Source organism: Streptomyces sp. NPDC012474 (assembly GCF_042955185.1).
Classification (GTDB): Bacteria; Actinomycetota; Actinomycetes; order Streptomycetales; family Streptomycetaceae; genus Streptomyces; species Streptomyces cahuitamycinicus.
Genome location: NZ_JBIBEP010000005.1, coordinates 255,780 through 281,516 on the forward strand (window position 1 = coordinate 255,780; position 25,737 = coordinate 281,516).

General features: G+C 71.7%; 22 protein-coding genes. 7 read left to right on the forward strand and 15 right to left on the reverse strand.

All coding sequences use genetic code 11. The features are described from left to right. Positions 1–21: 21 nt before the first annotated feature. A complete protein-coding gene (locus ACFY9S_RS14125) occupies positions 22–1,323 on the reverse strand; it encodes an MFS transporter (RefSeq protein WP_391127668.1) in 1,302 nt (433 codons plus the stop codon). A gap of 8 nt (positions 1,324–1,331) precedes the next feature. Further along, positions 1,332–2,102 carry a helix-turn-helix domain-containing protein gene (locus tag ACFY9S_RS14130; protein WP_391127227.1) on the reverse strand — a complete coding sequence of 257 codons (771 nt, stop codon included), beginning with the start codon at positions 2,100–2,102 and terminating at the stop codon, positions 1,332–1,334. Positions 2,103–2,224: 122 nt separating this feature from the next. Between ACFY9S_RS14130 and ACFY9S_RS14135 the strand changes: the two genes are divergently transcribed. Beyond that, positions 2,225–2,857 carry a S4 domain-containing protein gene (locus ACFY9S_RS14135; protein WP_391127230.1) on the forward strand — a complete coding sequence of 211 codons (633 nt, stop codon included), beginning with the start codon at positions 2,225–2,227 and terminating at the stop codon, positions 2,855–2,857. Positions 2,858–3,016: 159 nt separating this feature from the next. Here the strand turns inward: ACFY9S_RS14135 and ACFY9S_RS14140 are convergent, their stop codons facing one another. From ACFY9S_RS14140 to ACFY9S_RS14150, 3 genes are all read right to left on the reverse strand, one after another. Further along, on the reverse strand, positions 3,017–3,478 hold the full coding sequence (locus tag ACFY9S_RS14140) for a DoxX family protein (protein ID WP_391127233.1): 462 nt from the start codon (positions 3,476–3,478) through the stop codon (positions 3,017–3,019). Positions 3,479–3,621: 143 nt separating this feature from the next. Beyond that, positions 3,622–4,659 (reverse strand): protein kinase family protein, encoded by a 1,038-nt coding sequence (locus tag ACFY9S_RS14145; protein ID WP_391127236.1) that lies wholly within the window; start codon positions 4,657–4,659, stop codon positions 3,622–3,624. A gap of 33 nt (positions 4,660–4,692) precedes the next feature. Next, a complete protein-coding gene (locus tag ACFY9S_RS14150; RefSeq protein ID WP_391127239.1) occupies positions 4,693–5,391 on the reverse strand; it encodes a methyltransferase domain-containing protein in 699 nt (232 codons plus the stop codon). A 457-nt stretch (positions 5,392–5,848) separates the two neighbouring features. On the opposite strand from ACFY9S_RS14150, the gene ACFY9S_RS14155 reads away from it, so the two are divergent. Beyond that, the gene (locus ACFY9S_RS14155) at positions 5,849–6,112 is read left to right on the forward strand and encodes a DUF6343 family protein (protein ID WP_102912633.1); all 264 of its coding nucleotides are present in this window, start codon (positions 5,849–5,851) and stop codon (positions 6,110–6,112) included. A gap of 16 nt (positions 6,113–6,128) precedes the next feature. On the opposite strand, the gene ACFY9S_RS14160 is transcribed toward ACFY9S_RS14155, so the two are convergent. From ACFY9S_RS14160 to rpsA, 4 genes are all read right to left on the reverse strand, one after another. Next, a complete protein-coding gene (locus ACFY9S_RS14160) occupies positions 6,129–6,509 on the reverse strand; it encodes a tetratricopeptide repeat protein (RefSeq protein WP_391127242.1) in 381 nt (126 codons plus the stop codon). Positions 6,510–6,558: 49 nt separating this feature from the next. After that, entirely contained in the window at positions 6,559–7,179 is a 621-nt protein-coding gene (gene coaE / locus ACFY9S_RS14165; protein WP_391127245.1) for a dephospho-CoA kinase, read from the reverse strand. A 55-nt stretch (positions 7,180–7,234) separates the two neighbouring features. Continuing rightward, complete coding sequence (locus ACFY9S_RS14170; RefSeq protein ID WP_391127248.1) at positions 7,235–8,173, reverse strand: PAC2 family protein; 939 nt, start codon at positions 8,171–8,173, stop codon at positions 7,235–7,237. Between the two features lie 273 nt (positions 8,174–8,446). Next, entirely contained in the window at positions 8,447–9,955 is a 1,509-nt protein-coding gene (rpsA, locus tag ACFY9S_RS14175; RefSeq protein WP_102912629.1) for a 30S ribosomal protein S1, read from the reverse strand. Positions 9,956–10,317: 362 nt separating this feature from the next. Between rpsA and ACFY9S_RS14180 the strand changes: the two genes are divergently transcribed. Then, entirely contained in the window at positions 10,318–11,157 is an 840-nt protein-coding gene (locus tag ACFY9S_RS14180; RefSeq protein ID WP_391127670.1) for a methyltransferase domain-containing protein, read from the forward strand. 12 nt (positions 11,158–11,169) lie between these two features. Here the strand turns inward: ACFY9S_RS14180 and ACFY9S_RS14185 are convergent, their stop codons facing one another. Continuing rightward, positions 11,170–11,622: a hypothetical protein gene (locus tag ACFY9S_RS14185; RefSeq protein ID WP_391127252.1), complete on the reverse strand. Its 453-nt coding sequence runs from the start codon at positions 11,620–11,622 to the stop codon at positions 11,170–11,172. Positions 11,623–11,658: 36 nt separating this feature from the next. Here ACFY9S_RS14185 and hrpB point away from each other — a divergent pair, with 36 nt between their 5' ends. After that, the gene (gene hrpB, locus ACFY9S_RS14190; RefSeq protein ID WP_391127255.1) at positions 11,659–14,202 is read left to right on the forward strand and encodes an ATP-dependent helicase HrpB; all 2,544 of its coding nucleotides are present in this window, start codon (positions 11,659–11,661) and stop codon (positions 14,200–14,202) included. Here hrpB and ACFY9S_RS14195 read toward each other — a convergent pair. The 3 genes from ACFY9S_RS14195 to ACFY9S_RS14205 form a co-directional block, all read right to left on the reverse strand. After that, positions 14,192–15,184 (reverse strand): porin PorA family protein, encoded by a 993-nt coding sequence (locus ACFY9S_RS14195; protein WP_391127258.1) that lies wholly within the window; start codon positions 15,182–15,184, stop codon positions 14,192–14,194. The two genes, hrpB and ACFY9S_RS14195, sit on opposite strands and share 11 nt — an antisense overlap. A gap of 25 nt (positions 15,185–15,209) precedes the next feature. Continuing rightward, on the reverse strand, positions 15,210–15,344 hold the full coding sequence (locus tag ACFY9S_RS14200; protein WP_391127261.1) for an SPW_0924 family protein: 135 nt from the start codon (positions 15,342–15,344) through the stop codon (positions 15,210–15,212). A 150-nt stretch (positions 15,345–15,494) separates the two neighbouring features. Then, positions 15,495–17,270 (reverse strand): lytic murein transglycosylase, encoded by a 1,776-nt coding sequence (locus tag ACFY9S_RS14205; protein ID WP_391127264.1) that lies wholly within the window; start codon positions 17,268–17,270, stop codon positions 15,495–15,497. Between the two features lie 342 nt (positions 17,271–17,612). Between ACFY9S_RS14205 and ACFY9S_RS14210 the strand changes: the two genes are divergently transcribed. Next, on the forward strand, positions 17,613–18,470 hold the full coding sequence (locus ACFY9S_RS14210) for a DUF4184 family protein (protein ID WP_391127267.1): 858 nt from the start codon (positions 17,613–17,615) through the stop codon (positions 18,468–18,470). Here the strand turns inward: ACFY9S_RS14210 and ACFY9S_RS14215 are convergent. Next, positions 18,388–19,086, reverse strand: coding sequence for a hypothetical protein (locus ACFY9S_RS14215; protein WP_391127270.1), 699 nt, complete (start codon positions 19,084–19,086; stop codon positions 18,388–18,390). The two genes, ACFY9S_RS14210 and ACFY9S_RS14215, sit on opposite strands and share 83 nt — an antisense overlap. Before the next feature lie 255 nt (positions 19,087–19,341). Then, positions 19,342–22,068, reverse strand: a complete 2,727-nt coding sequence (gene polA / locus ACFY9S_RS14220; protein WP_391127273.1) for a DNA polymerase I — start codon at positions 22,066–22,068, stop codon at positions 19,342–19,344. A 190-nt stretch (positions 22,069–22,258) separates the two neighbouring features. Here polA and ACFY9S_RS14225 point away from each other — a divergent pair, with 190 nt between their 5' ends. Both ACFY9S_RS14225 and ACFY9S_RS14230 read left to right on the forward strand, forming a co-directional pair. Beyond that, positions 22,259–24,538 carry an FdhF/YdeP family oxidoreductase gene (locus ACFY9S_RS14225; protein WP_391127276.1) on the forward strand — a complete coding sequence of 760 codons (2,280 nt, stop codon included), beginning with the start codon at positions 22,259–22,261 and terminating at the stop codon, positions 24,536–24,538. 56 nt (positions 24,539–24,594) lie between these two features. Next, entirely contained in the window at positions 24,595–25,083 is a 489-nt protein-coding gene (locus ACFY9S_RS14230) for a hotdog fold thioesterase (RefSeq protein ID WP_391127279.1), read from the forward strand. The last annotated feature ends 654 nt before the right edge of the window (positions 25,084–25,737 follow it).

Here is a 25,737-nt window from a genome sequence, read left to right on the forward strand (position 1 = left end):
GGACTCGCCCTCCGCCGCCGTTCAGACGCCGGTGACCTGCACGGCCCGTTCGTCGCTCCGGCGCAGCCAGAGCAGGGCCCCGGCCAGCAGTACGGCGCCCGTCAGGAGCCAGGGCAGGGGGCCCGGCCGCAGCACCCCGACGGCCAGCCCCGTGAGCGCTCCGACCAGTTGCTGGGCGAGGGACTGGACGGACAGGGCGGTGGCGCGGCCCGCACCGGCGACCCGGCGGTGCAGCAGGGCGTTCTCGTTCGGGGCCGCCGCGCCGAGACCGAGGTAGACCAGCCCGAAGCCGAAGGCCGCGAGGGCCGTGGCCGCCGGGTGGACGGAGGAGGCGGTGACCCCGAGCAGCAGCAGGCCGCCCGCACCGGCCGCGAGGCTGACCAGCACGGCACGCTCGCCACTGCCCGCGATCCGGGCGGTGAGCGGCGCGAGGTGGCTGCCGAGGCCGGAGCAGACGAAACCGACGCAGGACAGTGCGGCATAGACCATCGCTCCGGAGGCGTTCGAGCCGGTCAGCGCCGTGGTACGGCCCGGTATGAGCAGTTCGATGGCGGCCAGGGCGCTTCCGGCGGCCGCGGCCGCGAGCAGGATCCGGCGGACCAGCGCGTCACGTCCGCCCAGCCGGAGTCCGTCGGCGATCGTGACCGGGACGCCGCGCAGCACCGAACGCAGAGTGGTCGGCGCCCGCGGGGGCTCCCGCAGGGCGGCCAGCACGTAGGCGACGAACACGGTCTTCAGCGCGGCTCCCAGCAGCAGGGGGACGGACAGCGGCAGTACCGCCCCCGACGTCGCCTCACTCAGCCGGGCACCGAGGTCGGGCCCCAGGCCGAGCAGCCAGGGCAGGGCACCGCCCAGCAGGATGCCGGCCGCGAGCGCGGCGGAGGTCGCGGAGCCGCCCCGTGCCAGGCCCGTGCGCAGCTCGGCGTCCGGGCCGGAGCATGCCTGGACGGTGTCGACATACCAGGCCTCGGCGGTTCCGCTGGCGAGGGCCCGGGCCACGCCCATGAGCACCATGCCGGCGGTGAGCAGCCAGGCGGTGGTACCGAGGCCGATCAACGCGAAGGCGACGGCGCCGAGCCCACCGGCCGCGGCCAGCACCGGCCGACGCCCGAGGACGTCCGAGAGGCCTCCCGTGGGCAGCTCCAGTGCGGCGACGGTCAGCGAGTGCGCGGCGAACAGCCCCGCGACCGCGGCGAGGGACATGCCGCGCTCGGTGAACAGCAGGACCATCGTGGCCATGCTCAGCCCCGTGGGCAGCCACAGGAGCGCGCAGACGGTGACGTACCGGCGGCGAGCGGCCAGTTCCCCGGGCGGCTCGGTCATGAGCGGCGTCACGGGTTGAGATCTTCGGCGTCGCGGTCTTCGGGGCCGCCGTCATCGGGGGTGACGTCATCGGGGGTGACGTTTTCGGGGGTGACGTTTTCGGGGGTGACGTTTTCGGACCCGCGGCCGTCAGGGCCGCCGTCCTTGACCCCGCGGGCTTCCGGGTCGCGGGCTTCCGGGTCGTGGGCGGCGGGTTCGTGGGCGGCGAGCGGGAGTCCGGCTGCGACGAACACGACGTGTTCGGCCCGTGGATCGTCCGCGTCCCGCGCGGTCAGCTCCTCCAGCTTCCCGGCGACGGTGTCGAAGAGCTCTGTGAGCGACGCGGCCGTCAGCCGGGGCATGAGGTCGGTGATCCCGGACGGCTCCACCCACTCCTGGCCGATCCGCCCGGCGGCCAGGTCCGCCTCGTAACGGGCGAGGGATCTCTCCAGGTGCTCGATCTGCCGCCGCCGCGCCAGGCCGACGAAGGCCCGGCCCGCCTCGGTGGACTCCATCGACTCGTTGCTCCAGGACGTGAGGGTGTGCAGCGCCCGCCAGCGCCGCTCCCGCCCGTCGCGGTGCTCGGCCTCGGCGATGAACGCGTACTTCGCCAGCACCCGCAGGTGGTAGCTGGTCGACGCCGACGACTCCCCCGTCCGCGCGGCCAGCTCACTCGCCGTGGCGGGCCCGTCCTGCCGCAGCAGCCCGAGCAGCTGGATTCGCAGGGGGTGGGTGAGCGCCTTGAGGGCGGCGGTGTCGCGCTCGGGATCGAGTACGCGCTTGTGCTCGTCGCTGTCCATGCCGGGAGATTAGGCCGCCGGACGACTTAACAAAAGAGTTTTTGCAAAATTTGTTTGGCAGAGTCCGTTCGGGGACCGATATTTCGCCCGGTGGGGCCGTTCGGAGGGCTAAGGTCGGGTGCATGGCTTCTCAGGGTGCGCAGTACGGCAGGACGGACGGGACCGAAGACCCGGCGGCCGAGTCCCCCGAGTCCTCCGAGTCCCCCAAGTCCGCCGGCAACTCAGCGGTTGGCGATATCCAGCCCTCGGACCCGAAGACCGCCTCGGCGATCGCCGCTGCCGAGGCCGCGGGCCCGCAGGGCGGCACGACCGTCCGCGTCGACAGCTGGATCTGGTCCGTACGCCTCGTCAAGACCCGCTCCATGGGAGCCACCGCCTGCCGGGGCGGCCACGTGCGCGTCAACGGCGAGCGGGTGAAGCCAGCACACGGAGTCCGCGTCGGTGACGAGGTGCGTCTGCGGCACGAGGGCCGCGAGCGGGTCGTCATCGTCACGCGGCTGATCCGCAAGCGGGTCGGGGCGCCCGTGGCCACTCAGTGCTACGTCGACAACTCCCCGCCGCCCCCGCCCCGCGAGGCCGTCGCGCCCGCCGGCATCCGCGACCGCGGCGCGGGCCGGCCGACGAAGCGCGACCGGCGCGACATGGAGCGCCTCCGCGGCGCGACGGGCCCCGGCGGCGTGCCCGGCCTTGGCCCTGGTCCGGGCGGCAGCCCTGGCGCGGGCTTCGGCAGCGGCTCACGCCGACCGAGGCCGTGAACAGACCGAGGCCGTGAACAGACCGAGGACCGACGCCACCTCCAGAACCGGCGCCACCTCCAGAACCGGCGCCACCTCCAGGGACCGGCACCAGGGACGGGCCCTCGGCTTCTCCCCGCCGTGACTGGACGGAGCCGTATGCGACACGGCTCCGTCCGGTCACGCCCGCCGTAGCAGCAGCCGAAGCAGATCCGCGTTGTGCCCCCGCCGTGCCCACGCGATGAGGGTGAGCGGCACGATCAAGATCACCGGCGTCGCCGCGTACTGCCCGTCGAAGACGGATATCTGCACGACGAACGCGCCCACCATCAACGCGCCCAGCGCCATCGCCGCCACCGACTGGAGCACCGGGGTCAACAGGGCGATCGCGCCGGCCAGTTCGAGCGCGCCGATGGTGTACATCCCCGCGCTGCCCCAGCCGAGCCGCTCGAACGACTCGGCAGCCGACGCGTGCCCCATCAGCTTGGGCAGGGCGCTGGCGATCGCGTAGAAGAGGGCGAGCAGAACCTGCAGAGCGCGCAGGGCGATGCGGGCACGCCGCCCGCGAGCGGTCGCTGATTCGGCGATGACGACGCCGGCCGGGGTGGAGTCGGCGGTGACGGCAGCGTTGGTCTCGGGCATGGAGGTCTCCTGGGTGAAGCGGTCCGTGTGGTGTCGCGGTGTCGGGGTGTCGGAGAGGTAGACCGGCCCTCGTCCCGGAACTCATCGCCGCCGAGACGACGCCGAGCAGACCGTCACCGGGGCGCCCTCGCTCCCGCCGTCCCTCACGGACAGAGCCGTTGGAGACTTTCCCGTGGGTAAGGGGTCATCCGGCTCTTCGTCTGCAGGGTGCGGTAGAAGTCGGTCATCACGGCCGCGACCGGGGCGTTGCGGGTGAGGATCTCCGCGGCCCCGGGCGGCGCCCCGGTGGCTTGCCGCCCTTCGGCCCACGCCCGTATCAGCTCTCCCCGGATCTCCCAGTCTCCGCCGTACAGGGCGGTGATCAGCCAGTTCACGAGGTAGCTGGCCGTGTAGCAGCGGTCGTAGGCGCTGTGCTCGTCGTAGAAGTCGGCCTCGGGGCGCGTGAGGTCGAAGCGGGTGGACAGGGCGAGGCCGAAGTCGGCGAAGTACAGGCGCCGGCCGTCGGTGAGTATGTTCTCGAAGTGGGCGTCGAAGTGGAGCAGCCCACGGCTGTTCATGAAGGACGTGCCGGCCGCCAGCTCCTTCTCGGCCAGGGAACACGCCCGGTCGAGCGCCTCGTCACCGGCTTGCACCTGCGTCGTGAGCCATGAGTGCAGGGTTTGGGGCAGGTACTCGAGGAAGAGCGCGACGCTCGCGGAGGATCGTTGCAGGGCCTCGACCCGTCGCCGCACGCCCGCGCTCCCTCCCCAGTAGGCGACGACCTTCTCCACATCGGCGAGTTCCTCGGCCCGGTGGGGTTCCTCCTCCGGCAGCACCCTCCAGTGGTACATCAGAGGAAACCCCTGGAACTGCCCGGAGAGCACCCAGTTGGTGGTCATGGTGTGCGCGGAAACCTCTCGCCACGCTCCGAACGCGGGCCCTCCGATGCCGTACTGGCAGATCATCGGCAGTCCGAACAGGTTGGCCGTCGACCGGCGATGTTCGGGCCGCAGTTCCAGATCCGTGAGGGGCACGCGCTTCACGAAGACGGGAGTGCCGGACACGTCCAGCCGGGCCGATGGTCCGCCGATGCCGGTGCCCGACGGCGTGGCCCCGTCGACCAGTTCGCGCAGCTCGATGTCCCCGAGGAGCGCCAGGGACGTCGCGACCGTGTCGTAGTCACTCAGCCGCCCCGGATCCACTCCCCCAGGGGGGCCTTCACGCACCCCCACCGCCTAGACCGCCGACACCGCACGCACCGCCCGCACCGCCCGCACCCACATCCGATCCTCCGTCAGATATCGGTCCACCTTCAGGCCCGCCTCCTGAAGTGCCTCTTCGAACTGCTCCCTGGTCAGGGGTCGCGCCCGGAACGTCTGGGTCCAGACCGCGTCCGGGAACTCGTACTCCGCGCGCACCGAGTTGACTCCGTCTCCGGCCGGCTCCGACGACGCGATCCGCACGGTGAAGCCGCTGGGGTCCTTGCGCTCGCGCGGCACGTTCTCGTGGTAATCCTCGCCCTCCCGCTGGATCAGCACGCAGCCGCCCTGCGCGACATGACGGGCGCAGGTGCGCAGCATGCCGCGCCGCACCTCGGCGTCTCCCGTGTGCACGAGGAACGACGCGAGCAGCACGACGTCGAACGTCTCGCCCAGGTCCAGCTCCTCGATCGGGCCGCATATGGTCCGCGCGCCGCGCACGCGCTCCAGCATGCGGGCGGACTCGTCCACCGCTGTGACCGTGAACCCGCGCTCCAGCAGTGCGTGGGTCATGCGGCCCACCCCGCTCCCGAGCTCCAGGATGCGCGCGCCCTCGGGGACAGCGGCGGCGATGACATCCGGTTCGTCTCCGACGGGCAGCCGGGAGTAGAGCTCCACCGCGCAGCCGTCCGGGGTGATGGCCCCTGGGCCCGTCCCCTCGTACCCCTCACGCATTTTCATCTCCATGCCCGTCCAACGGGCAGCATCCGCACGCCCGTTCCCGTGACCGCGGTCTTCACCCGACCGAGTGAAGGCAACGACGCGGGCGGGGATTCGGAAGCGCGACGGATGCAGCGGCGACCAGCCGGGCCACACGTACCAGTGACCGCCCGCCCACAGGTGGTCCCCCACCGCCCGCTCCACCGTCGTGCGCCTCGGCAGACCCGGAACCGGCGGACACCGAGCCCGTCGCCTTCGTCCTAGTCTTCGGAGACCCTGACCTGCCGGTGGCCGCCGGGGGCGAAGCGTTCCGGGGACCGAACAATGTCGGTGTCCGGGGCAAGACGGTGCTTCAGCTGCGGGTCGAGCAGCCAGAATGGCGCACCGCCGTCCGGCCCCGGACGTGGTGCGTGAGCCACTGCGGGACCTCTACCTCTCCCGTAAAGTTGAAGGCAGGAGTGGTGATCGAAGGATGCGTACAGGCAGTGAACCGCGAACCGCCCGCAGTGCCCTGCGGGCGCGCTTCTGGCTGAGCGTGTGGGGGCTGGTCTGGGCGCTCTTCGGGACGGTGGCGTTCGCGCTCGCCGGGCGGAACGGGTGGGCCATCGCCTGCGGTGTGCTGCTGCTGATCGTCACGGTCGACCTGGCCGTCGTCCTCCGGCGCATCCGGCAGGGCCCGCACTACCAGCCGGGCCCCGGCATCCCGCCCTATCAGCCGCCGGACCGACGCCCCTGAAGCGGACGACGACGGATCACGAGTCGAAGTTCGCCGCCTTCAGGAACTCCGGCTTCGGGTCGAGCGCGGCCGCGAGGCGGAAGTGGCGCTTCGCCTGGTCGGGACGGCCCTGACGCTCATAGGTACGGGCGAGCGCGAAGTGCGCGAACGCGTTGTCCGGCTCCCGCTCCAGGACGATCTGGAACTCGAGCTCCGCCGGCCTCAGCTGCGCCGCGGCGAAGAAGGCACGCGCCCGCAGCAGCCGCGCAGCGGTGTTCTCCGGGTGTGTGGCTATGACCCGGTCGAGCAGCTTCACCGCGCCCCGCGGGTCTCGCGCCGCGAGCAGTTGCTCGGCGGCACGGAAGTCGATGACATGCGTCTCCGGGGTACGTCCGGTCGAACCGCTGGTCTCGGGCACGGCAGAGTCCTTCCCTCACTGCACGGGTTCAACGCCCCACGGGGTGCCGCTATTCCGCACCGGACGGCCGGGACGCCCGCGACCTGCGCACCAGCTCGGCCCACACGTCCTTCACGCGCTGCTCCAGCTCTTCCAGCGGGACGTCGTTGTCGATCACGATGTCCGCGATCTCCCGGCGCTGCTCGCGCGTCGCCTGGGCGGCCATCCGCGCGCGGGCGTCCTCCTCGGTCATGCCGCGCAGTCGCACGAGCCGGTCGAGTTGGGTCTCGGGAGCCGCGTCGACCACGATCACGACGTCGTACAGCGGTGCCAGGCTGTTCTCCGTGAGGAGCGGAACGTCGTGGATGACGACCGCGTCCTCGGCGGCTGCCTGCTCCAGCTCGCGGGAGCGGGTGCCCACCAGGGGGTGCACGATCGCGTTGAGGGTGGCGAGCCTCTCCGCGTCGGCGAAGACGATGGCGCCGAGGCGGGGCCGGTCCAGGCTGCCGTCCGCCGCGAGGATCTCCTCCCCGAAGGCCTCGACGACCGAGGCGAGCCCCGGCGTCCCCGGTGCGACGACCTCCCGCGCGATGCGGTCCGCGTCGATCAGCACGGCCCCGCACTCGACGAGCAGCCGTGACACCTCACTCTTGCCGGCACCGATGCCGCCGGTCAGGCCCACCTTCAGCATGTCCCGCAGCTTAGGCCCTGCCGCTGACAGGGCCCTCGTCCGGGCCGTACCGGGATCAGTTGTCGCCTTCTCGTTCCGCCAGGAACTTCTCGAACTCCTGACCGATCTCGTCCGCCGACGGGATGTCCACCGCCTCGGCGAGCATGTTGCCCCGGGTCTCGGCGCCCGCGACGGCGTCGTACTGGTGCTCCAGGCCGTCGATGAGCGCGGTGAGGTCCTCGTCGCCCTCGCGGATCTGCCGGTCGATCTCCGTCTGGGTGCGGTGGGCGTCCGAGCGCAGGGCGTGGGCGATGCCGGGCAGGACCAGTCCGGTTGCCGCCGTGATGGCCTCCAGCACCGTCAGGGCCGCGTCCGGGTAGGGGGAGCGGGCGATGTAGTGCGGAACGTGGGCGGCGACGCCCAGGACGTCGTGCCCGGCCTGGAGGAGGCGGTACTCGACGAGGGACTCTGCGCTGCCGGGCACCTGCGCCTCCTCGAACGGGCTTGAGTGCCCCGGGACGAGGTCGGTGCGGTTGCCGTGCGGGGTGAGGCCGACGGGCCGGGTGTGGGGGACGCCCATGGGGATGCCGTGGAAGTTCACGGAGAGGCGGACGCCGAGCCGCTCCACGATCTGCTTCACGGCGGCGGCGAAGCGCTCCCACTCCACGTCCGGCTCGGGGCCGGACAGCAGCAGGAAGGGTGCGCCGGTGGCGTCCTGCACGAGCCGTACCTCGAGGGCGGGGTCCTCGTAGTCGCTCCAGCGGTCGCGCTTGAACGTCAGCAGCGGGCGGCGGGCGCGGTAGTCGACGAGCCGGTCGTGGTCGAAGCGGGCTACCACCTGGTGGGGCAGCGAGTCGAGCACCCGGTCGACGATCTGGTCGCCCGTCTCGCCGGCGTCGATGTATCCGTCGAAGTGGTAGAGCATGACTAGTCCGGCCGACTCCTGGGCGAGCGCCATGTCGACGACGGCCAGCCCCTTCGGCTCCCAGGCGTACAAATCCTGCGGATCAAGCACAGTGACCGCTCCTCCTCGTGTTCACACTCCACAACACCGTTGCGGGCGTGGGCATTCCCGGAGGCGGGGAATTTCGATCTTGGCAGCGGGCGACGACCACCGAGGCAAGGGGCCCGGCGAACTGCGCGACGGCCTCCACCGGCCGGCAGCCGACCGATAGCCCGGCAAGCACTCAGGGCCCGACCTCGGAAGGTGCGACCCCGGCCAGCACTGAGGGCCCGCACCTCGAAAGGTGCGGGCCCTCAGTCAGGAACAGCTACTGCTCAGTGGGCGTCAGCTCTGCCCACCTGCCAGCTTCTCTCGCAGAGCGGCCAGCGCCTCGTCCGAGGCCAGCGCGCCGGAGTTGTCCGGGCCCTCGGAGGAGTACGAACCGCCGCCACCGCCGCCACCGCCGGACGCGGCCGGAGCGGCAGCCTCGCCACCCTCGGCAGCGGCCTTCTCGTCCGCTTCGCGGGACTTGATGACCTGCGCCTGGTGCTGCTCGAAGCGCTGCTGCGCCTCGGCGTACTGGGTCTCCCACGCCTCGCGCTGGGTCTCGTAACCCTCGAGCCAGTCGTTGGTCTCGGGGTCGAAGCCCTCGGGGTAGATGTAGTTGCCCTGGTCGTCGTACGACGCGGCCATGCCGTAGAGCGTCGGGTCGAACTCGACCGAGGCCGGGTCCGAACCGAAGGACTCGTTGGCCTGCTTCAGCGAGAGGCTGATGCGACGGCGCTCCAGGTCGATGTCGATGACCTTGACGAAGATCTCGTCGTTGACCTGGACGACCTGCTCCGGGATCTCCACGTGGCGCTCGGCCAGCTCGGAGATGTGGACCAGACCCTCGATGCCCTCGTCCACGCGGACGAACGCACCGAACGGAACCAGCTTCGTGACCTTGCCGGGCACGACCTGGCCGATCTGGTGGGTGCGGGCGAACTGCTGCCACGGGTCTTCCTGGGTCGCCTTCAGCGACAGGGAGACACGCTCGCGGTCCATGTCGACGTCGAGGACCTCGACGGTGACTTCCTGGCCGACCTCGACAACCTCGGACGGGTGGTCGATGTGCTTCCAGGAGAGCTCGGAGACGTGGACCAGACCGTCGACGCCACCCAGGTCCACGAAGGCACCGAAGTTGACGATCGAGGAGACGACGCCGGAACGGACCTGACCCTTCTGGAGGGTCGTGAGGAACGTCTGGCGGACCTCGGACTGGGTCTGCTCCAGCCAGGCACGGCGGGACAGGACCACGTTGTTGCGGTTCTTGTCCAGCTCGATGATCTTGGCCTCGAGCTCCTTGCCCACGTAGGGCTGGAGGTCACGGACGCGGCGCATCTCGACCAGGGAGGCCGGAAGGAAGCCACGGAGGCCGATGTCAAGGATGAGACCACCCTTGACGACCTCGATGACGGTACCGGTGACGATCCCGTCCTCTTCCTTGATCTTCTCGATGGTGCCCCAGGCACGCTCGTACTGGGCGCGCTTCTTCGAGAGGATCAGGCGGCCTTCCTTGTCCTCCTTCTGGAGAACAAGGGCCTCGATCTCGTCACCGACGGCGACGACCTCGTTCGGGTCGACGTCGTGCTTGATCGAGAGCTCGCGGCTCGGGATCACACCTTCGGTCTTGTAACCGATGTCGAGCAGGACCTCGTCCCGGTCGACCTTCACGATGACGCCGTCGACGATGTCGCCGTCGTTGAAGTACTTGATCGTCTCGTCGATCGCGGCGAGGAAGGCTTCCTCGTTACCGATGTCGTTGACCGCTACCTGCGGGGTGGTTGCGGTGGTCTCGGTGCTGCTCGTCATGTGGGAAAGGGCTCCGGTACGGACATTGAAGTCGTAGGTACTGCTACGCCGGGAGCCCGTTTCGCTCTGCAGAAGCCGGACAGCCAAGGAAGCGCCACTCAGAAACGGTGACGCCTCGACAACCGAGGGGACATACATACAGATGCGAGCGCAGCCTGCTACGTCTGAGGTGCGCAGGCCCGCAGCGCAACTTGTAGCATACGGGGGCAGCCGGGCAGGGTCAATGCGCGAAGCCGCCCACGCGGGGCGGATCGCCGCATACCCGGCACAAGTCATGTCGTCCGAGGCCACGCAGGCCGTACGACGCCCCCTTTGTGCCCCTTTGTGTCACCACCGGACCGGCTGGGCGGAAGAGCCCGCAGATTAATACGAGGGAGCCGATCATCCAAGAGTTCGAAGCGTCCGAACCCGAGGCCACCCGGCGTTCCGCCGATGACGCGGAAAGCTCCCGGGCCAATCGGGGCTGGTGGGACCGCAACGCGGACGAGTACCAGATCGAGCACGGCACGTTCCTCGGCGACGACCGCTTCGTCTGGGGGCCCGAGGGCCTGGACGAGGTGGAGGCCGAGCTGCTCGGCCCGCCGGAAGAGCTCAAGGGCCGACACGTGCTGGAGATCGGCGCCGGCGCCGCCCAGTGCTCGCGCTGGCTGACCGCCCAGGGCGCGCGCCCGGTCGCCCTGGACATCTCGCACCGGCAGCTCCAGCACGCGCTGCGCATCGGCGGTTCCTTCCCGCTGGTGTGCGCCGACGCCGCAGCGCTGCCCTTCGCGGACGGCTCGTTCGACCTGGCCTGCTCGGCGTACGGGGCGCTGCCCTTCGTCGCCGATCCGCGCCGGGTCCTGCGGGAGGTGCGCCGGGTGCTGCGGCCCGGGGGCCGGCTCGTCTTCTCGGTGACGCATCCGATCCGCTGGGCCTTCCCGGACGAGCCGGGGCCGGAGGGCCTGTCGGTGTCGGCTTCCTATTTCGACCGCACTCCATATGTCGAGCAGGACGACGAGGGCCGGGCGGTCTACGTCGAGCACCACCGCACGCTGGGCGACCGTGTCCGGGACGTCGTGGCGTCGGGCTTCCGACTGGTCGACCTGGTGGAGCCGGAGTGGCCCGTGTGGAACACGTCCGAGTGGGGCGGCTGGTCGCCGCTGCGCGGGAACCTGATTCCGGGGACGGCGATCTTCGTGTGCGAGCGGGGCGACGGGGGCTAGGGAGCCGGGGGCTCAGTCCGGCGGGGTGGTCTCGGGCCAGGCGGTGGGGTCCTCCGCCAGCCACCGGGAGACGATCTCCTCGGCGGCCCGCCGACCGCCGTGCTGCTTGATCAGGCCCTCCTTCGCAGCGCCCCTGACCAGTACCGTGCCGCCACCGTCGGCCGCGGTGACCGTGAGCGTGACGACGGCGGGGTTGAGCCCGCCGAGGCCGGTGCCCATCACCCCGCGGAGGGCTCGGCCACCGGGAACGGCGACGGTGGCGAGCGGTTGTCCGCAGCTCGCGAGCACCCGCTGCGCCAGGGCCGACGCCGCGTCCGGCGCCAGTTCGGTGCCGAGGCGGACCTCCAGCACATCCTTCTTCAGCCGCCGGGTCACGAAACGTGCTCCCGCGCCCCGGGCGCCCACGGCCTCGGCGAGGGCACCCGCGTGCGCAATGAGTGTCATGTCCTCATCCGGCAGCGGCATGCCGTGAGGGTAGCGGCTGTGCAGGAGACTGGGCGGGTGATCCGCAGTGACCTTCTCGACCAGCTGCCCGTGCGTTCCGCCCTGCCCGGACTGCGTACCGCGCTCGACGACCACGGTGTCGCGGTGCTCGTGGCCCCGCCCGGTACCGGTAAGACGACCCTGGTGCCGCTGGCCCTGGCAGGGCTGCTCGAAGAGGGACCGGCGCACCGGGTCGTCGTCGCCGAGCCGCGGCGGATCGCGGCCCGGGCGGCGGCGCGGCGGATGGCGTGGCTGCTGGGCGAGAAGCCCGGCGAGAGCGTCGGCTACACCGTGCGCGGGGAACGAGTCGTCGGGCGGCACACGCGCGTGGAGGTCGTGACGACCGGTGTGCTCGTCCAGCGGCTGCAACGGGACCAGGAGCTGGCCGGTGCCGACGTGGTGGTGCTCGACGAGTGCCACGAGCGGCACCTGGACGCGGACACGGCGGCGGCCTTCCTCTGGGACGTACGGCAGACGCTGCGTCCGGAGCTGCGGCTGGTGGCCGCCTCGGCGACGACCGACGCGCAGGGGTGGGCGCGGCTGCTCGGTGGGGCGCCGGTGGTGGAGGCGCAGGGCACGGCGTATCCGGTTGAGGTGGTGTGGGCGCCGCCGGTGCGGCCCGTACGTCCGCCGCACGGGATGCGGGTCGATCCGGCGCTGCCGGCGCATGTGGCGTCCGTGGTACGGCGGGCGCTGGCCGAGCGGGAGGGGGACGTGCTGTGTTTCCTGCCGGGTGTGGGCGAGATCGCCCGGGTCGCCGGGCAGCTCGGGGGACTCGGTGACGTGGAGGTGCTCCAGGTGCACGGGCGGGCTCCGGCGGCCGTACAGGACGCGGTGCTGGTGCCCGGGGAGCGGCGGCGGGTCGTGCTGGCCACGTCCGTCGCGGAGTCGTCCCTGACGGTGCCGGGGGTGCGCGTGGTCGTGGATTCGGGGCTGGCGCGCGAGCCGCGGGTGGACCACGCGCGCGGGCTGAGTGCGCTGACGACGGTGCGGGCGTCGCAGGCGGCCGGGCGGCAACGGGCGGGGCGGGCCGGGCGTGAGGCGCCGGGGGCGGTGTACCGCTGCTGGGCGGAGGCCGAGGATGCGCGCCTGCCGCGGTATCCGTCACCGGAGATCAAGGTGGCCGACCTGACGGCGTTCGCGCTCCAGGTGGCGTGCTGGGGGGATCCGGATGCGTCGGGTCTGGCACTGCTGGACGGGCCGCCGAGTGGGGCGATGGCGGCGGCGCGGGACGTCTTGACGGCGGTGGGTGCGGTGGACTCCGCCGGGCGGGCCACGGAGCGGGGCGTCCGGTTGGGCCGGGTGGGGGTGCACCCCCGGCTGGGGCGGGCGCTGCTCGACTCCGTCCCGTTCCTGGGAGCCGAGAGGGCTGCGGAGGTCGTGGCGCTGTTGAGCGAGGAGGCTCCGCGGGAGTACGGCGATGATCTGGCCGGTGCGCTGCGCCGTGCGCGGCGTGGGGGTGACGCCTATTCCTCGCGGTGGCGCGGTGAGGTCCGGCGGCTGCGGGCCGCCGTCGGGGAGATGTCCCGTACGCCCGCCCGTACCCGGCATCCGGAGACCGCCGGGACAGGAGGCCTCGGGACACTGTCGGAGGATCGGCAAGCGGGCCTCGTCGCCGCTCTCGCCTTTCCCGAGCGGGTCGCCAGGGCCGATGGCGGGTCGTATCTCATGGTGTCCGGGACGCGGGCGGAGCCCGGCGCGGGGAGTGGGCTGCGCGGCGCGGAGTGGGTGGCCGTCGCCGTGGCGGACCGTCCTGTCGGCCAGGGGCACGCGCGCGTGCAGTCGGGGGCGGTCGTGGACGAGGACGTGGCCCGGCTCGCCGCGGGCGCGCTGCTCGACGAGCGGGACGAGGTCCGGTGGGACGGCGGGGACGTCGTGGCGCGGAGGGTGGAGCGGCTGGGGGCCGTGGAGCTGGCCGTGCGGACGCTGAAGGACGCCGGTTCCGGGCTCGTGCGCGAGGCGTTGCTCGACGGGCTGCGGCGGGAGGGGTTCGGGCTGTTGCGGTGGTCGGCGGAGGCCGATGCCCTACGGCAACGGCTGGCGTTCCTGCGGCTCCATGTCGGTGCGCCCTGGCCCGACGTGTCCGATGACGCGCTGCACGCGCGCGTGGAGGAGTGGCTGGAGCCGGAGCTCGGCCGGGCGCGGCGGCGGGCCGATCTGGCCCGGATCGACGCCGGGCAGGCGCTCGCCCGGCTGCTGCCCTGGGCCTCCGGAGAGGCGGGGCGGCTCGACGAGCTGGCCCCGGAGCGGATGAGCGTGCCGAGCGGTTCGAGGATCCGGATCGACTACTCGCGGCCCGAGCAGCCCGTGTTGGCGGTGAAGTTGCAGGAGATGTTCGGGCTGCAGGAGTCGCCCCGGGTCGCCGGGGTGCCGCTGCTCGTGCATCTGCTGTCTCCGGCGGGGCGCCCGGCCGCCGTCACCGCCGATCTCGCCTCGTTCTGGCGGGACGGCTACCGGGGCGTGCGGGCGGAGCTGCGGGGGCGGTATCCGAAGCATCCGTGGCCCGAGGACCCGGCGGGCGCCGAGCCGACCCGGCACACCAACGCACGGCTCAGGCGCTGACCGACGACGGTTCCTCGGCCGCCGTGGCAGCCGGTCCCGAGTGGCGGCGGCCGCGTGCCTCCAGGTACAGCGCGAGGGCCAGCAGGAGGACGCCGAGGGTCAGGAAGCCCCAGGGCAGGTAGGACGTCATCAGCAGGATGAGCAGGCGCTGGGACTTCACCAGGTCGACGGTGTGGGTGATGTAGTCCTCGCGCATCTTCACGTGGCCGGCGAACGCCGTCACCTTGTCGCGGTCGCCGAGGAGAGCGCCGCCGCGCAGTTCCTCCCGGTGGATCTCCTCTCCGTACACGGGCGCGCCGGTGAGGGGTTCGACCCAGAACTTGCGGACCGTGGTGTACCAGCGGGTCGTGCCGGTCCGTGCCACCGCCTCGGGGGTGAGGCCCTCGACGGGCAGGGTCTTCGGGATCTTCACCTTGGTCCAGGGGATGGTCTGCTCGAAGTAGTAGACCTCCAGGCCGCGGAAGTCCTGGGTGCCCTCGTAGGTGATGGGCGCGGTGACGCGGGCCTGGGCGTCGAAGTACTCGTAGGCCCGTTTCTCCGTCAGGAACGGCCATTTGAACTCGATGCCCGTGCGGCGCACCGGGTCGCCGTCGACCATTTCGCCGGTGGCGTGGACGGGTTCCTGGGTGTGGGCGTCGAAGATGTAGCGCTCGGGGATCCTGGAGACCATCTTGCCGTCGGGCCCGACGACGTAGGACAGGCCGTCCCAGACGACGACGTCCCGCCCGGCCGACTCCTCGATCCGCTCGGAGGCCTCCACGTTGCCCTTGAGGGTCTGGACGATGGTGACCTTGGGGACCTTCTTCGCCCGCATGGTGCCGTAGTCGAGGAGGGTTGCGTCCTTCGCCTCCAGGACCATGTCCTGGTACTGGTTGGCGGGGACCTTGGCGAGGCGCGGGAAGGCGTACCAGCGCAGCAGCGGGGACAGGGCCGCGAAGAACACGGCGAGGGCGAGCAGGACCAGGCCGGCCTTGCGGCGCATCTCGGCCTCCCTCCCGGGCGGGCGGTCAGGGGTGTGCGGGCACGGTCGTCAGCAGCGGCTTCGGGGACGTCCCGCCCGATGGGGTGCCGATGGCGGTCAGCGTCAGGACCACGGCGAACGCGACGGCGAGACCGGTGGCGGCGGCGATGAGAGCGCGCATACGGAGCCTCCCCACGGGTGGTGACGAAGAGAACTGATACTCCGTCAGGTTTCTCGGCACCGTAGCAACGCGCGGCGGAGATGAGAACACGTTGCACGCACAACGACGCCCCTCCTCGTAAGAAGGGGCGTCGTGTGTCGTACCTGAGAGCTATGCGCTCGGACTGGCCGACGGGCTCGGCGAGGACGTCTCGGCCGCCGCCACGGTCAGTTCGACGGTGAGCGTCGCTCCGCCGGCCGTGGTGATGCGGAGCAGGAACGTGCCGGTCGTGTCGTCCGCGTACAGCTTCGGCAGCTTCAGCAGGCCCTTCGCGTCCGTCTTCAGCCCCGTGAGCGTGCGGACGGTCTTGTTGTCGGCGTCCTTGAAGTAGGGGCCCTTGTCGTTGGCGGTCGCGTCGTCCGCCGACGTGATCAGCGTGGCGGTGGTCGCGACACCGTCGGCGACGGCGCCCTGGTACGTGGCCTTCACCTCGACCTGGTCGGCGAACTCGCCGCCGGGGGCGCAGGTCAGTGCGGCGTCGCCGGTTCGGGCGAGGGCGTCCGCGGCGCGCTCGGTGACGGTGGCCTTGTAGTCGAGGCCCGGGACGGTACGGCCCACCACGGTGGCGCGGACGGTGACGGCGCCGGTCTTCTCCCCCGCCTGCAGGGCGGGCGCCACGGCCACGCCGGAGCTGTTGGTGGCGACCGTGGCCACGCCTTCACCGCCGGTGAAGGTGGTGTCCGTGTCGCCGACGATCGTGAAGCGGACCCTGACCTTGGCGACGGCCTTGCCGGCCTCCGTCTCGGCGCGGGTGCTGATCCGCTTGCCGAACGCGTCGCCGGCCATGGCGGTGAGCTTCGCGGTTCCGGCGTCCTCCAGGTGGTCCACCGTGTCGGTGGGGGTGGGAGTCGTCGCGGGCGGCGTGGACGGCGTGCCGGGCGGGGTGGTGGGTGGAGTGGTGGGCGGCTTCGGGGGCGTCGTACCGCCGCCGGGCTTGCCGGGCCTGTCGGGCCTGTCGGGCTCGGGGCGGTCGGACCCGGGCGTCGAGTTTCCGGGAGCGGTGGCGCCCGGTGTGGTGGCGCCCGGTGTGGTGGGCGTGGTGCTCGTTCCCGCGCCGTCGTCGCTGCGGTTGCCGGGAAGGGTGCCGGTGCCGTCCGGGACCTCGTGCGTGCCCTTGCGGTAGTACTCCAGCCACCTCATGACGAGGTTCAGGTATTCCCGCGAGTTGTTGTAGCTGAGGATCGCGCGGTCGAGGTCGCCCTGCTGGGACAGGTCCCAGCTGTTGCGGCACAGGTAGTGGCCGGCGGCGAGCGCGGCGTCGTAGATGTTGTTGGGGTCCTTCTTGCCGTCGTCGTTGCCGTCGCGGCCGGCCCAGGCCCAGGTGGAGGGGATGAACTGCATGGGGCCGACGGCCTGGTCGTACGAGCTGTTGCCGTCGTACGCGCCGTCGTCGGTGTCCCGGATGAGGGCGAAGCCGTTGCCGTCGAGCTGCGGGCCCAGGATCGGCTTGAGGGTGGTGCCGTCGGCGTCGACGCGGCCGCCTCGGGCCTGTCCCGACTCCACCCGGCCGATGGCGGCGAGGAGTTGCCAGGGCAGGTTGCAGCCGGGCTTGGCCTCGCGCAGCGCGGTCTCGGCCTTCTTGTAGGCGTCGAGGACGGTCGCGGGGATGCCGGCTTCCGTGACACCCGTGCCGCCCGGGCCGGGGCCCGTGGACGGTGACGGGTTCGGGCTCTTGAGCGGAGGCAGGTCCGTGTAGTACGGCGAGTTGCCGGTGGCGCTGCCGTCGGAGGCACCCGCTTCGGGTGAGGGGGTGGCGTCGGCAGCGGCTTGTCTGCCGTGGTCGTTCACACCCGGAGCCTGGGAAGCGGACAGGGCCGCGACCGCTACCGCGGCCACGGCGGTGGTCGCCGCCCCCTTGCGCAGCCTCCTGCCGAATTGCGCCGCCATAGAGTGAACCCCTCCCGTGGACGCCCGAGCGCCCGGTCTACGTCTGCAGTGTTCGCCCTGTTGTGACGATCCAACCGCCCGAGGGGTTGCCCTCCGACGGCCACAACTCTGTTCTCCTGCGTGCTCTGCTCTTTACCGCGTTCACCTGATCGACGCGCTCCCCGCGCGGCGACTCTGGCGACCCTACGGCAACTTCGTTTGCTCGGGCACCCGTTCGTGACCGATTTTCACCAGTTGGTCATGTGTGCCGCTTGACGTCGTCGGCGCAGCGGCATCCCGCATACTGGGCCACTGACCGCCGGGCTTCCCGGCCTGGTGCAACGACCGTCGCGAGGAGCCGAGTTGCCGTTCACACTGAGCCATGCGGCAGCCGTGCTGCCCGCCGTACGCACCGACGGCACCGGCCGGGGTCCGCTGGTGCCCGCCGTGCTCGTGGCGGGTTCTTTCGCGCCCGACATGACCTACTACGCGGCGAGTGTGCTGTCCGAGGCGATGGAGTTCGGTGACGTCACGCACGCCCTCCCGGGTGTCTTCACGGTCGATGTGCTCATCGCCTGGGCGCTGGTGGGGCTGTGGCTGCTGGTGCGTGAGCCGCTCGTCGCGTTGCTGCCCCGGGGCCGGCAGGGGAGGGTGGCGGCCCTGCTGCGGTGCGGGGCGCCGCGCGAGCGGGTGCGGCCGTCGCTGATGGCACGGTGGTACGTGTCCGCGGTGCTCGGTGCGCTGACCCATGTGGTGTGGGACGCGTTCACGCATCTCGACCGGTGGGGCATGCGGCTGTTTCCGGTGCTGGGCCGGGAGGTGGCGGGCTCGCCGCTGTACTGGTACCTGCAGTACGGCGGTTCGGCGGTGGCCGCGGTCGTGATCGCCGTGTTCGTGGCGCGTGCGCTGCGGCGGGTCCCCGTACGCGAGCCGGTGGGGATCCCCGTCCTCGCGGTACGGGACCGGTGGGCGGCCGCTGCCCTGATCGGCGGCTTCGCGCTGGCGGGGGCGGTGCAGCGGGCGTCGCGGTGGTGGGCGTACTGGGGCTCGGCCGCGAAGCCGTGGGAGATCATTCCGACGGTGTGCTTCGGCGCGGGCGCGGGACTCGTCCCGGCGCTGCTGCTCTACGCCATGGGGGTCAGGGCGCGCCGTCCGGTTCCGGTCCCCACCGGTCCGGCCCCTGCCGCCGAGAAGGAGCCGAGCCGCCCGGCCGCTCGCTGAGCGTGCTGTCCGTCGTGATGTACACGGTGATGGTGGTGTGCGCGGGGCGGGGGCGTGGGAGCAGGGTGAGGACTAGGGCCAGGTAGTCGCGGGCCAGTCGGGCCCAGCGGCGAGAGGGTTTGCCCGGGGTATCGGGGTTGCAGGGGGGCCGGGCGTCGGTGGGTCCGTTGCCGGTGAGGGCGGACAGATCGGCGACGGTCAGCGTGTTGTCGGCGCCGATGACGCCGGAGAGGGCGGCGAGAGCGTCGGTGCCGGTGAGGCCGGTGAGCGCAGCCAGAGCATCCCTGTCCATGACACCGGTGAGCGCAGCCAGAGCATCCCCGTCGACGACACCGGTGAGGGCGGCCAGAGCTTCACCGTCGGCGAGCGCGAGAGCGGCGGGCAGGTCGGCTGCACCGGGAAGAACCGTGGCAGCGGTCAGGGCGCCGGTGTCGGCGGAGCCGGTGGGCCGCCGCCTGCGGGTGGCCAGGCTCTGCCGGAGGTCCGCCGTCGCGTGGCGCAGGGCCGAGGTGAAGGTGACGGGGACGCGAACCGTACTCGCGGCGGCCTCGAACGCCGGGACCGGCGGCAGTGCCACGCCTGATGCCGTGCGGCGGAGGAGCGTGCGTATACCCATGCCCCGCATCTTTGCGAGCAGCATGGGTGAAGGCGCCTTCTCGGGGGCCACGCGAGTGACGGTTTCCGTAAGCGGGGCGGTACGGGTGGCCGGGGCAACCCGGTGTCCTGGCTGAGGCGTGTCCCCAGGGCCCGGCTGAGGGAAGACTCCGGTGCCTCGGGCGGGTGAAAGCCTCGGCATCTCCGGCCGGCACGGGGCCCGGGCCAGGGGTAACCCCCCGCCCACCCGGGCCACCGCGCCCACCCGCCCGGCGGGCTAATGCGCCGCCGACTCCCAGTCCGGGCCCGAGCCCACCGAGACGCCCAGCGGGACGCGGAGGTCGACGGCGTTCGCCATCTCCCGGCGGACCAGTTCCTCGGTGGCGGCCCGCTCCCCGGGGGCGATCTCCAGCACGATCTCGTCGTGGACCTGGAGGAGCATGCGGGAGGCGAGGCCGGCGTCCTTCAGGGCGTCGTCGACCTTGAGCATGGCGATCTTGACGATGTCGGCCGCAGTGCCCTGGATGGGCGCGTTGAGGGCCATCCGCTCGGCGGCCTCGCGGCGCTGGCGGTTGTCGCTGTTGAGGTCGGGGAGGTAGCGGCGGCGCCCGAAGAGCGTGGCCGTGTAGCCCGTGGCCCGGGCTTCGTCGACCGCCCGGCGCAGATAGTCCCGTACTCCGCCGAACCGCTCGAAGTACGCGTCCATCAGGGAGCGGGCCTCCCCCGCGTCGATGTTCAGCTGCTGGGACAGGCCGAAGGCCGACAGCCCGTAGGCCAGGCCGTACGACATGGCCTTGATCTTGCGGCGCATCTCGGCGTCGACCGCGGTCGGCTCGACAGCGAAGACCTGGGAGGCTGCCGTGGTGTGCAGGTCCTCGCCGGAGGTGAACGCCTCGATCAGGCCCGCGTCCTCGGAGAGGTGCGCCATGACTCGCAGCTCGATCTGGCTGTAGTCGGCCGTCATCAGCGACTCGAAGCCCTCGCCGACGACGAAGCCGCGGCGGATGGCGCGGCCCTCGTCGGTGCGGACCGGGATGTTCTGCAGGTTCGGGTCCGTGGAGGACAGGCGGCCGGTGGCGGCGACGGTCTGGTTGAACGTCGTGTGGATGCGGCCGTCCGCGGCGATCGTCTTGATCAGGCCCTCGACGGTCACCCGGAGCTTGGCCTGCTCGCGGTGGCGGAGCATGATCACCGGAAGCTCGTTGTCCGTCTGCGCGGCGAGCCAGGCGAGGGCGTCGGCGTCCGTGGTGTAGCCGGTCTTGGTCCGCTTGGTCTTGGGCAGGGCCAGTTCACCGAAGAGGACCTCCTGGAGCTGCTTGGGCGAGCCCAGGTTGAACTCGTGCCCGGCCGCCGCGTGGGCCTCCTTGACCGCTTGCTGGACGGCGCCGGCGAACATCTGCTCCATGGCCTCCAGGTGGGGCCGGTCGGCCGCGATGCCGTGCCGCTCCATGCGGGCGAGCAGCGCCGACGTGGGCAGCTCCATGTCGCGCAGCAGGTCGGCGGCGCCGACCTCCTCCAGGCGGCTCTCGAAGGCCTGGCCCAGGTCCAGGACGGCGCGGGCCTGGATCATCAGGGCCTCGGCCTCGGCACCGTCTTCCGCGCCGAAGGCGAGCTGGCCGTCGGCCGCGGCGGCCGGGGTCAGCTCGCGGTGCAGGTACTCCAGGGACAGCGCGTCCAGGTCGAAGGAGCGGCGGCCCGGCTTGACCAGGTAGGCGGCGAGCGCGGTGTCCATGCGCACGCCCTCGACGCTCCAGCCGTGCTCGGCGAAGACGCGCATGGCGCCCTTGGCGTTGTGGAGGACCTTGGGCCGGGCGGCGTCGGCGAGCCAGGCCACGAAGGCCCGCTCGTCGGCCTCGTCCAGCTCGGACGGGTCGAACCAGGCGGCGGGGCCTTCGGACGCGGCGAGGGCGACCTCGGCGACGGAACCGGCGCCGAGCGCCCAGGTGTCGACCGTGGCGATGCCGAGGGGCTGGGTGCCGTGCTCGGCGAGCCAGGCCGGCAGCTCGCCGGTGGAGAGCACCGTGCCGTCCAGCTGCACACCCTCGGTGCTGATCGGGGTGGTCTCGGCCTCCTCGGCGCCGGGGTCGACGGCGAAGAGCCGCTCGCGCAGCGAGGGGTTTCTGATCTCCAGGGTGTCCAGGACCATCGCGACGGCCTTGCGGTCGTAGGCCGCGCGCTCCAGTTCGGTGACGCCCTTGGGGAGCTCCACCCGGCGCTCCAGTTCGGTGAGCCGACGGTTGAGCTTGACGGATTCCAGGTGGTCGCGGAGGTTCTGGCCGGCCTTGCCCTTGACCTCGTCGACGCGCTCGACGAGCTCGGCGAAGGAGCCGAACTGGTTGATCCACTTCGCGGCGGTCTTCTCGCCGACGCCGGGGATGCCGGGGAGGTTGTCGGAGGGGTCGCCGCGCAGGGCCGCGAAATCGGGGTACTGCGCGGGCGTCAACGCGTACTTCTCGAACACCTTCTCCGGGGTGAAGCGGGTCAGCTCGGAGACGCCCTTGGTCGGGTACAGCACGGTGGTGTGCTCGCTGACCAGCTGGAACGAGTCGCGGTCGCCGGTGACGATCAGCACCTCGAAGCCCTCGGCCTCGGCCTGGGTGGCGAGCGTGGCGATGACGTCGTCCGCCTCGAACCCGTCCACCGCGAAGCGGGCGACGCCCATCGCGTCCAGAAGCTCGCCGATCAGCTCGACCTGGCCCTTGAACTCGTCGGGGGTCTTGGAGCGGTTCGCCTTGTACTCCGTGAACTCCTGGGACCGCCAGGTCTTGCGGGAGACGTCGAAGGCGACCGCGAAGTGCGTGGGCGCCTCGTCGCGCAGCGTGTTGGCGAGCATCGACGCGAAGCCGTAGATCGCGTTGGTCGGCTGGCCCGTCGCGGTGGTGAAGTTCTCCGCGGGCAGCGCGAAGAACGCTCGGTAGGCCAGCGAGTGCCCGTCCATGAGCATCAGTCGCGGCCGGCTGCCGCCGGAGGTCTGGTCGGTCGTCTTCGATGCTGTCTCTGCCACGCCCCCGATCCTGCCACGCCCCACTGACAGTAGGTCCCGGTCCCGCGGGTGCCGGGCCCGGCACATCCTCGCCGGGGACACCGCGCACCACCGATTCCGTCCGGTCCCCCTGTCCCGCCCGGGCCCGTTGTCACCTGCCCGTGCGAGGATCGGAGACGTACCTCACAGCGCAGTCGAAGGGGAGTGTGCGATGGCGTCGAAGCCGCCCAAGAGCGATCCGGTTCAGGACGCGCCGCAGGTCGCCGAGCCGAAGCGCGCGGCCGCGGGGCTCCCCGCGATCGGGCACACGCTGCGGATCGCCCAGCAGCAGATGGGTGTGAAGCGCACCGCGCTGACCCTGCTGAGCGTGAACCAGAAGGACGGCTTCGACTGCCCCGGCTGCGCCTGGCCCGAGCCGGAGCACCGGCACAAGGCGGAGTTCTGCGAGAACGGCGCGAAGGCCGTGGCCGAGGAGGCCACCCTGCGCCGGGTCACGCCCGAGTTCTTCGCCGCGCACCCGGTCGCCGACCTGGCCGGCCGCAGCGGCTACTGGCTGGGCCAGCAGGGCCGGCTGACCCACCCCATGTACCTCCCCGAGGGGGGTACGCACTACGAGCCGGTCACCTGGGAGCGCGCCTTCGACATCATCGGTGAGGAGATCGCCGCGCTCGCCTCCCCGGACGAGGCCGTCTTCTACACCTCCGGCCGCACCAGCAACGAGGCCGCGTTCCTCTACCAGCTCTTCGCCCGCGAGTTCGGCACGAACAACCTCCCCGACTGCTCGAACATGTGCCACGAATCGTCCGGCTCGGCCCTGTCCGAGACGATCGGCATCGGCAAGGGCAGTGTCCTGCTGGAAGACCTCTACCAGGCCGACCTGATCATCGTCGCCGGACAGAACCCGGGGACGAACCACCCGCGCATGCTGTCCGCGCTGGAGAAGGCCAAGGACAACGGCGCCGAGATCATCAGCGTCAACCCGCTGCCCGAGGCGGGCCTGGAGCGCTTCAAGAACCCGCAGACGCCGCAGGGCATGGTCAAGGGCGCCGCGCTCACCGACCTGTTCCTGCAGATCCGCATCGGCGGCGACCAGGCCCTGTTCCGCCTTCTGAACAAGCTGATCCTGGAGACGGACGGCGCGGTCGACGAGGCGTTCGTCCGCGAGCACACCCACGGCTACGAGGAGTTCACCGAGGCCGCCCGCGCCGCCGACCGGGACGAGACGCTCACGGCGACCGGCCTGACCGAGGAGGACATCGACAAGGCCCTCCGCATGGTCCTGGCCTCGCAACGCACCATCGTGTGCTGGGCGATGGGCCTCACCCAGCACAAGCACTCGGTCCCCACGATCAGGGAAGTCGTCAACTTCCTCCTGCTGCGCGGCAACATCGGCCGCCCGGGTGCGGGCGTGTGCCCGGTGCGCGGGCATTCGAACGTGCAGGGCGACCGCACGATGGGCATCTTCGAGCGGCCCGCGCCGGCGTTCCTGGACGCCCTGGAGAAGGAGTTCGGCTTCGCGCCCCCGCGCGAGCACGGCTACGACGTCGTACGCGCCATCCGTGCCCTGCGCGACGGCGAGGCGAAGGTGTTCTTCGCCATGGGCGGCAACTTCGTCTCGGCGTCCCCCGACACGGACGTCACCGAGGCGGCCATGCGCCGGGCCCGGCTGACCGTGCACGTGTCGACGAAGCTGAACCGCTCGCACGCGGTCACCGGCGCGCGCGCCCTGATCCTCCCGACGCTCGGGCGTACCGAGCGCGATCTGCAGGGCAGCGGCGAGCAGTTCGTGACGGTCGAGGACTCGATGGGCATGGTGCACGCCTCCCGGGGCCGCCTGGAGCCGGCGAGCCGGCACCTGCTGTCGGAACCGGCCATCGTCAGCCGCCTGGCCCGCCGCGTGCTGGGCGAGAACAGCCGCACGCCGTGGGAGGAGTTCGAGAAGGACTACGCGACGATCCGGGACCGCATCGCGCGCGTCATCCCGGGCTTCGAGGACTTCAACGCGCGCGTGGCCCGCCCCGGCGGCTTCGCGCTCCCCCACGCCCCGCGCGACGAGCGCCGCTTCCCCACCGCCACCGGCAAGGCCAACTTCACCGCCGCGCCCGTGGAGTACCCGCGGCTGCCCGAGGGCCGCCTGCTGCTGCAGACGCTGCGCTCGCACGACCAGTACAACACCACGATCTACGGCCTCGACGACCGCTACCGGGGCATCCGCAACGGCCGCCGCGTGGTGCTGGTCCACCCCGAGGACGCGCGGGCCCTGAAGCTGGCGGACGGCGCCTACGTCGACCTGGTCGGCGAGTGGAAGGACGGCGTGGAGCGCCGGGCCCCCGGTTTCCGCGTCGTGCACTACCCCACGGCCCGGGGCTGCGCCGCCGCCTACTACCCGGAGACCAACGTGCTGGTGCCGCTGGACGCCACCGCGGACACCAGCAACACCCCGGCCAGCAAGTCCGTCGTGGTGCGTCTGGAACAATCGGCGACCGACTGAGCGTTCGCTCAGTGACACAGGCAGCCGAGTGACGAGGACGAACGGAGCCGGGCCCGATGGGTGAGCAGCAGCATGTGAAGTTCCCGCAAGAGGTCATCGACGAGTACGCAGCGCTCGGCGTGGACCTCATGGCCCTGTTCTCCGCGGGCCACCTCGGCAACCGGATGGGCGTCCAGATCTCCGAGGCGTCGGCGGACCGGGTCGTCGGGACGATGCCGGTCGAGGGCAACACCCAGCCCTACGGGCTGCTGCACGGCGGGGCCTCCGCGGTGCTGGCCGAGACGCTCGGCTCGATCGGGTCGATGCTGCACGGCGGCAGCTCCAAGATCGCCGTGGGCGTCGACCTGAACTGCACCCACCACCGCGGGGCGCGCTCCGGACTGGTCACCGGCGTGGCCACACCCGTGCACCGGGGGCGCTCCACGGCCACGTACGAGATCGTGATCACCGACGAGGACGACAAGCGGGTCTGCACCGCCCGGCTGACCTGCATGCTGCGCGACGTGCGGCCGGGCGACGAGGAACTCATCAGCTCCGCGGGCTGATCGGACGCAGGGAAAAACCAGGAGGGGCGGTCGCGTTCTTGTCGCGACCGCCCCCGGGCATTTCACCGGCGCCCCCCCCCACCACGGGAGAAGACCCCTCCCACCCGCGCCAGGGTCTGTCCTGACCTCCGTACGCGCCCTCGCCGTCACCGCGGCGGCCTGCCTCACCGCGCGCCACCGCTCCGGCCCTCTCAACTCCCCTGGAAGGCCGGCCCGTTCCGGTTCGCCCGACCACCGGACACGCCCGGCGCCGCTACCGCCGGGATCACCGCCCGCACCGGCCGCCACACCCCCGGGCATTCACCCCGGGCACCGCCGTTTCCGTTTCCCGGCACTTCCCCCGGCCGCCGACCGTCCCAATTCTCGGCGTAACACTCCGTAACGCGCACGCAAAACAACGCCACAGATCCATTCACGGTCGCGCCCATGGCCCGGGACCTTTCCGATCCCTCCCCGGCCGCGCGCGGCCCGAGTACCGCACGATCTCAGCCATGGCCAACCGGAAGTGCGAGTTCTCAGAATGCGGACCTCGGCGAAAATCCCCCAAACCCGTCGAGAGGGCCCGCCGCCGAGACCGGACATCCACCCCGTCATAACAAGAAAGTCACAAGCCAGCCCACGCCGCTGCCCCTGCCCTTACCCCGGGCTTAGAGT